This window comes from Coleofasciculus sp., from assembly GCF_046539235.1.
Lineage (GTDB): Bacteria > Cyanobacteriota > Cyanobacteriia > Cyanobacteriales > Coleofasciculaceae > Coleofasciculus.
The window spans coordinates 1-5,773 of record NZ_JBKHHI010000420.1 but is presented as its reverse complement, the minus strand read 5'-3'; the positions used below and the strand labels follow the sequence as shown (position 1 = coordinate 5,773).

Below are 5,773 nucleotides of genomic sequence, written 5' to 3'. Positions count from 1 at the left end.
CTGTTCCCTGTTCCCTATTCCGAGCGAATATTCCGTCTAAAGGCTGACGTTATTGACTCGTTAGATTCTTTAAGATTATTGTGATATACCCTAAACCCTATTATTTTCTCAACTTGTAGATATCATAACTATTCGGATTATGTCTTATCTGATTGCCGTATTGCCCAATCGAACGCAAGCAGAAGCGGCTTCCTCTGCCTTGGTCAAAAATGGTTTATCAACGACTCAAGTTAGTATCATCGGTGAAGGCTATCAAAGCGCTGATGAATTTGGCTTGGTTGAACCCAATCAACAGGCGACTCAACAAATCATCCGCTTAGCCTATTGGCTGATTCCCTTTGGATTTGTCGCCGGTTATATCTTCAATGTCCTTACGGGTATCGCTATTTTTCCTGGTGCGAGTAGCCTTCTCAATCACATTATCGCGGGAATTCTCGGCGCTATTGCTGGAGCGCTAGGCGCTCTTCTGGTTGGTGGTGGCGTTGGTATAGCCATTGGTGGGGGTGATGCTTTGACGTATCGCAATCGCATCAATGCGGGCAAATATTTGATTGCGGTAAAAGCACCGGAGGATTTAATCCGCCAAGCCACTCGTGTGCTGCGCCAATTTGAACCTGAAACAATGCAGGGCTATAAAGAGCCGACTTCAGTATAAATCGAAATAGTTCTGAAGTTAGCTTTATCCGGTGAGAAGCCTCACGCCACAATTTCAAATTTGGCGTGACTATAAAAAACGCCGGAACCATTACCAGAAGGTAATGCTCAAGGAATCCTCCACTGTACACTTGACTTGGCTGGTAGGGGAACATCACATACGATAACTCTCCCCTAGGACAGAAGCGCTTTTCCGGCTCTTTGTTTAAAGTTAAGTTCAGTAATAAAGATTTGGGTTACTCAATTAGCTCCAAGAGCCAACGACAAGTCGTTGCTTAATTGGTGAGTACCCCTTGATTGATAATGAGCAGGATGAACACGTATGACAGCTACACAAACAAAAAATAAACTTTATGATATCGATAAGATCCGCCAGCAGGCGCGTCAGTCTATTGAAGAGGGAGCCGTTACTGAAGATTATCCCCTAGATCGCGAACAAGCTTGTCATTTCCTCAACGAAGCGCTAGCCACGGAAATTCTATGTGTAATGCGCTACCGTCACCATCAGGTTATTGCTAAAGGAATTAATTATCCTCAGGTTGCGGCGGAGTTTGCGGAACACGCTGAACAAGAACAAGAACATACGATGATGCTCGCCGAGCGGATTGACCAGCTTGGAGGTGATCCGGATTTTAATCCGGCGACAATCATGGAGCGCTCATCTACGGAGTATGGTAGCACGGGTGCCAATATTGAGTTGACTCAATTGATCAAAGAGGATTTAGTCGCCGAGCGGATTGCTATTGAAGTTTATCGCAAGTTAGTCGGCTTTTTTGGTCATGCTGATCCCACAACTCGTCATATAGTTGAAAGCATTCTGGAAGATGAAGAAGATCACGCTAGTGAACTTGCTGATCTGTTAGCGGCTATCGATCCCAGAAATAAACCGAGCTAATCGATTGGTTCTATTGGGCGTGCGATCGCGCCATTTCAGATAAAAATAAAAAGTATCCCGTGCTACCAGAATCACCAACTGGGTGCGGGATTCTTCCCTGATGACCCAAATAGTTTTGTATTCAGCGTTACCAGCTAACTTAACTCAATATTCATTCTTTAGATAGAAGAAATTGCATTAAAGACATTGATAATCTTAAGCTCTGGAAGCTCAAAAGCTCTAGCCTAGAGATGGCAATATTGAAGAATGTCATCCATGATTAAAGATCCAGTAACAGACTTGCCCAAAAAAGATGACTGGTTTTTGGAAAAAACATCAAAATACGTTTCTTGCTTCCTTAGAGCGGTTGGGTTTAGCTTGGTGGCTGAAAATCGTCACAGATAATCCCCACTATACCTACTACTTTGGACCTTTTGGCAGTGGCAAACAAGCTAAACTTTACCAATCCGGATATATCGAGGATTTAAAGCAAGAAGGCTGTCAAATCCGAGTAACTGAACTAAAGCAAGGTCAACCCCAATTGCTTACCATTTCAGAAAATGAACCCGTTAATAATTTTAAATGCGGCATTTTCAATTTTGTCTATAATTCAAAACGCTTTTCTTAGTCCGATTACAGAAAATAAATAATTTTCCGGCAAAGACTTTTGATCAATCGAATACTTAACCCAATCTATTGAAACTTTTATAAAGAGGATACTTGCCGATGGAAAGCTTTGATTATGTCGTTTTGGGAGCCGGACTCGGTGGACTTTCAGTCGCCGCCTGTTTGACACGGCAAGGATACCGAGTTGCTGTCTTAGAAAAGCATTATTTACCCGGTGGCTGTTGTCATAATTTTGACTACGGTGACTACAATTTTTGTGCGGATGTACATTATATCGCCCAATGCGAATCCGATCGCACAATTAGTCGATTTTTGAATTTTATCGACCGGGATATTCCCTTTAATTTGCTCAATCCCGATTGTATTGACCGAGTAATTACCCCAGAGGTTGATTTTAAAATCCCTTTAGGTTGGGAAACATTCCGCGATCGCCTAATCTCCACCTTTCCAGAAGAAACAGAGGCAATTAACCGCTATTGTGACGAAATCAAGACATTACATGAACAGCTACGTCGATTAGTCGTGGATTTTCCCTGGTATGATCGCAAATGGTCAGATTGGTTAAAGTTACCCAAATATTGGAATCTGTTCTTAAAACGAACTTGGACGCTACAAGACCTCTATAATCATATCGGTTTATCCCCAAAATTACAAGATCTGTTGGCGGGTCAAAGTGGGGATTATGGTTTACCTCCAAATCAAATTGCCCTGTTCCCCCATACCTCTTTAGTCCGGGATTATGCCGCAGGCGCTTACTATCCCAAATATCACTTTAAGCATTTTGTAGACACGATTGTTGAGGCGATTGAATCCACGGGGGGTGTGGTTAAATGCTCGACTCCCGTTGAACATATCCAGGTGGAAAAGGGTCAAGTTCAAGCGATCGTTGCTGGCGGAGAAACCTATCAAGCCAAAACCTATATCAGTGATTTAGACCCCAAGTTAACCGTGCAACTGATGCAGGATGAGCAAGCATTAAGTCAGCGAGAACGCAAACGCCTCACCGATTATGAGTATTCCTGTAGTGCCTTCAATATTTACCTGGGTTTAGATGAACGATTTGACCCAGAACGCTATGGAATTGGCAACTGGAATGTTTGGTATTATCCCAAAGGGAAATTAAATCAAGCCTACCAGGAACAACTCGAAGATAACTTTGAGAAGCCCTGGATTTTTCTCTCCTGTCCCACGATGAAATCAAGGGAACCCGGAATGGCACCAGAGGGTCATCATGTGTTGGAAATTAGCACGATCTGTCCTTATCAGCCGTTTAAACAGGTTCACGAAACCGACTCCAAAGCCTACAAACAGAAAAAGCGGCACGTCTATGAGAAATTAATGGATAATGTGCAAGATTTAGTCCCCGATATCGATAACTATATCCGGATGAAAGTCTTTGGTACACCGACGACAACGGAGTATTATTTAGGTCAACCGCAAGGAAATATTTATGGGGCAAAACTTATTCCCAAACAGGTTGGTTTAAATCGGTTGGGATATCAAACCGAGTTACCTAACCTATTTTTAGTTGGCGCTAGTGCAGGTTATCCTAGCGTACCCGGAGTGATTGGCAATGGCATGAACGTGGCTGAATTGCTGACTGGAAAACTGGTTTGGGATCGAACTCGTGTTCCTGAATTGCCTGAGGTTCATCCTGCTTTCGCTAATGCTTAGTAGAGACGTTGCATGCAACGTCTCTACAATGCTAGGAATCTCCCTTAACCATATCCTGCAATCTCAAGGCATCTTGGGCAGCATAGCCATGTTCATCGTTATCAAAATAACAATAAACATCTCGTCCCTCTTTTTTCCAGGTTGAGAATGCTTCTGCCCATCCAGCTAGGGTTTGGCTATCATATTGACCTTGATAGTCACCTTGGGGTCCATGGAGTCGCAAATAAACGAAATCTGCCGTTACTTCTTTTGGGGAAAGATAACCGCCTAAATCATAGAGACAAAAGGCTACCCCATGTTCGGCTAGGATGTCGTAGACTTGGGAATTATGCCAAGTGCGATCGCGGAATTCAAAGGCATACCGATACTCAGGATCAAGCGCCGCCAAACAATCGCGCAGTCGTTGGGGATTACAATGCCAGCGGGGAGGTAACTGAAACAGAATTACGTCTAATTGTTCCCCTAATCCATTAACTCGTTCCAGCAGATTCGACACCGTTGCTTGAGCATCCTTAAACTTTTTCTTATGGGTGATATATTGGCTGGCTTTCAGGCTAAATACAAAGTCATCGGCAACGGTATCTCGCCACTGTTGCAATGTTTCTGGTGAAGGTAGCTTATAGAAGGAGTTATTAATTTGGGTTTTTGCTGCATCCAGTTGCCATTGTCGCCACACCCGCTTTGATTCTGTCGTGCTTACATTCATATCCCAAACAGCGCTAAATCATCAATCCGATGTTCCCACACCCAGTCAATTCCTTCCGCCGCTTCATAACCCAAATAACCGCTGTCGAAATAGCCGCATAGAAACAGAATAAAACGGATATTATTGCCATAGTTGCTCTTCAACTGAGCCATTTTAGCCGTTAAGAGTTGGGAGAGCGATCGCTTACGGGCTTCCACCCCATTCCTCCATCACCAATTCTCTGCGTTTGTCAAGATTAGTGGACCTTAGGGTTAAGCAAAGAGGGAACAGGGAACAGGGAATAGGGAACGGGGAACGGGGAACAGGGAATAGGGAATAGTAAAGAATGTCCTAACCTGTCTTAGTACCGCTATATTTTATACCTGTGGGTATTGGTGTCTGAAAACCGGGTGATCGGGGTGGATTTTATTCGTAAGTGGGTGGACACAATTAAAGTTAACGGTTGAGATTAGGGAACTCTTAACAGGGAACAGTAAGGGTTTGAGGGCGATTTACTTGCACTTAATACAGTACCGTTTTATGCCAGTCCGACTACTTACCCACTTTTTTGGTCAAACTATGGGATAATTCGGTTTATACTATAAAAATCAACATCAACAGGGCTTGGTTCCCTTAACTTGTGTTAACTCAACCTTGCTGGTTTGCCCACCATGGGTTTTGGGATTATTTGGTAATATTCGATACCTAAATTCCCCTTAGCTGAAGTTCAGCACAATCCCTTTACTCGCTCAGGAGACGTTTGCCATGATTACTCTAGGCTGGTTCACTCGCCGTTGGCAGTCTTTGGTTGTCGGTAGTGTGGCGTTTGTGGGGATGTTCTCAACTGGGGGAAATGAGGGAGTCGTCGCCCAGGTGATACCCGATGATACCCTGGGGGCGGAAAGTTCTGTGGTTACTCCTGATGTGCTGATTCAGGAAATACTCAGTGACAGAATTGATGGGGGCGCCACTCGCGGCGCGAATCTGTTTCATAGTTTCTTAGAATTTAATATTGGGGAAGGGAGAGGGGTTTATTTTGCGAATCCTGATGGGATAGAAAATATCCTGTCACGGGTTACGGGGGATAATGTCTCGACTATATTGGGCAGGTTAGGGGTATTGGGTGAAGCGAATCTATTTTTACTTAATCCCAATGGGATTTTATTTGGAGCCAATGCCAGTTTAGATATAGAAGGGTCATTTTTGGGAACTACGGCAAACAGTTTCACGTTTCCCGATGGCAGTGAATTCAGTGCAAC

The 5,773-nt window shown here is 43.8% G+C and carries 6 protein-coding genes and 1 pseudogene; 5 read left to right on the top strand and 2 right to left on the bottom strand.

Annotated features, from left to right (window positions below):
* Window positions 1–139: 139 nt before the first annotated feature.
* The 4 genes from ACLFWI_RS25760 to ACLFWI_RS25745 all read left to right on the top strand — a co-directional run bounded on the left by ACLFWI_RS25760 (window position 140) and on the right by ACLFWI_RS25745 (window position 3,829).
* The gene (locus ACLFWI_RS25760; RefSeq protein WP_446407430.1) at window positions 140–655 is read left to right on the top strand and encodes a hypothetical protein; all 516 of its coding nucleotides are present in this window, start codon (window positions 140–142) and stop codon (window positions 653–655) included.
* A gap of 321 nt (window positions 656–976) precedes the next feature.
* A complete protein-coding gene (locus ACLFWI_RS25755) occupies window positions 977–1,549 on the top strand; it encodes a ferritin-like domain-containing protein (protein WP_446407431.1) in 573 nt (190 codons plus the stop codon).
* A 292-nt stretch (window positions 1,550–1,841) separates the two neighbouring features.
* A complete protein-coding gene (locus ACLFWI_RS25750; protein ID WP_446415282.1) occupies window positions 1,842–2,156 on the top strand; it encodes a DUF1816 domain-containing protein in 315 nt (104 codons plus the stop codon).
* Window positions 2,157–2,254: 98 nt separating this feature from the next.
* Window positions 2,255–3,829: a phytoene desaturase family protein gene (locus tag ACLFWI_RS25745; RefSeq protein ID WP_446415281.1), complete on the top strand. Its 1,575-nt coding sequence runs from the start codon at window positions 2,255–2,257 to the stop codon at window positions 3,827–3,829.
* A gap of 31 nt (window positions 3,830–3,860) precedes the next feature.
* Here ACLFWI_RS25745 and ACLFWI_RS25740 read toward each other — a convergent pair whose 3' ends face one another.
* Window positions 3,861–4,535 carry a DUF72 domain-containing protein gene (locus tag ACLFWI_RS25740; protein WP_446415280.1) on the bottom strand — a complete coding sequence of 225 codons (675 nt, stop codon included), beginning with the start codon at window positions 4,533–4,535 and terminating at the stop codon, window positions 3,861–3,863.
* Window positions 4,532–4,690, bottom strand: a pseudogene (locus ACLFWI_RS25735) (XamI family restriction endonuclease); the annotation flags it as partial. The pseudogene ACLFWI_RS25735 and the gene ACLFWI_RS25740, both read right to left, overlap by 4 nt.
* Before the next feature lie 658 nt (window positions 4,691–5,348).
* On the opposite strand from ACLFWI_RS25735, the gene ACLFWI_RS25730 reads away from it, so the two are divergent.
* Window positions 5,349–5,773, top strand: a 425-nt coding sequence (locus ACLFWI_RS25730; protein ID WP_446415283.1) for a two-partner secretion domain-containing protein, incomplete at its 3' end; no start/stop codon positions are given.